1 protein-coding gene and 1 pseudogene are annotated in these 1,527 nt (G+C 59.3%); both read left to right on the top strand.

Annotation, left to right across the window (positions count from 1 at the left end; genetic code table 11):
* Positions 1-376 (top strand): annotated as a pseudogene (locus ABDV69_RS21450) (hypothetical protein); the annotation flags it as partial.
* A 60-nt stretch (positions 377-436) separates the two neighbouring features.
* Positions 437-1,527 (top strand): hypothetical protein (locus ABDV69_RS21445; protein WP_343577859.1); only part of this gene is annotated, 1,091 nt, incomplete at its 3' end.

Here is a 1,527-nt window from a genome sequence, read left to right as displayed (position 1 = left end):
CAATCTACTTCCACCTCGGCGGATTACAGCTCTACCCAACACCACCATGACCCACAGACTTCCCGGAAGCGCCAAAAAAAAAATGGGGTGGCACGTCGTGAACGCTGGGCGCGCACCGTTTCACGTCGCCGGATGGGCGATCCGCGCAGACCCCGGTGGGACATCATTCAATGTCGTCGGTGAGCAGATCGGTTCACCCGACGTCCTCGACGATGGTGTAATCAGCACCGAGCAGAACGACATCCACCCGCGTGCCCTCATGACCTCCGGGCTTCTGGTGGTCAACAGATATCTCGCCACTCGCCAGCTCAATCCGATCCCGTTTCCAGGTAATGGGAACGGCTGTTCGCGGACCATACGCAAGCAGTGGGGGTGAAGCTGGCGGCAGCGGTAGGCAGCCGCGTCGAAAGATGGCGTCGAGAACTAATCTGCAAAGGTGACCGACTACCTATCCTCCGAGGCGACTTGGCGTGGTCAATTCTCGCTGCCAGGGCAATCGGGGCAAGTCGACCAGCAAGGCATCCTTACCTACAAGCCCGACTCCGGTATCAACCTGTCCCTTCTCCACGGGTTTGACGACGGAAGTGTGACCCGCTTGACACCTGGTGCCTTTGCTTTCGGCGAAGGTTCAGGACGGTTCCCTGTGATCCACGGTGTCGCCGGCGGCAAGCCGGTAACGCTGCTGGACTGCCTCATCACAAGATCAAGGCGAGGGATGTTTTCTCCGGAGGCAAAAGAACAAGAAATCCACGTCGGGCAGCTTCTCATCGGTGCCCTCCTCGATGCCCCAGAGGCAAAGGCGTTCAGCGGGTTAACGATTGAGCTGGAGAATCTGACTGTTTGGGATCGCCGCAAAGATGTCATGCTTCGCACTGAGCGCCACCCCGACCTACCCGGAGGAAGCAGGTGGTCCATCGAGGTAGATCAGGCGGAGCCGCTCACGGTGACGGTGGATGACCTGACCATCGAGCTGCGGCGGCGCTATGTAGAGCCTTCAGGCGATGCCCAACGCCACGGCATCGACACCTCCACCTTCACCGCCTCATCCTTCAGGATCGCGTCGTCGGAGCCGAAGTCGATAGCCGAGTGGGATGACATCGGCAAGGTATTCCAGGATTTGCTCACGTTCGCCATGGACAGCCCATGCGCGGTGCTGTACGAAAGCCTGACACCTTCCGAGACGCTGCGAAACGATCAGGCAGCGCAAGCAGGGTCCGCGATCACGTCATTCGCACGGCACATCGTCATTGGCGATCCCGAAGCCCCATCGGTAGAAACCCGGAAAGCTCTCTTCACACTGGCGACCAAGGGCATCGACTTCCAAAGCCTGATCCCCCGATGGTGGGAAGTCCGCAGCAAGTTCAACGTCGCCTTTGACATGATCCTGGGTCTGTTGTACGTCCAAAGCGGCTATCTCCAAACCGACCTCATCACCGCTGTCGGCGCTGCCGAAGCACTGCACGAGGGACTCGGCTTCGACCCTCCCATGACCAACCCAGAGTTCAAGGCACTGAAGAAGTCCTTGCT

Source organism: Mycobacterium sp., from assembly GCF_039583785.1.
GTDB lineage: Bacteria > Actinomycetota > Actinomycetes > Mycobacteriales > Mycobacteriaceae > Mycobacterium.
Note: the sequence above shows the minus strand (reverse complement) of the source record. Positions and strands in the feature narration are given on the sequence as shown.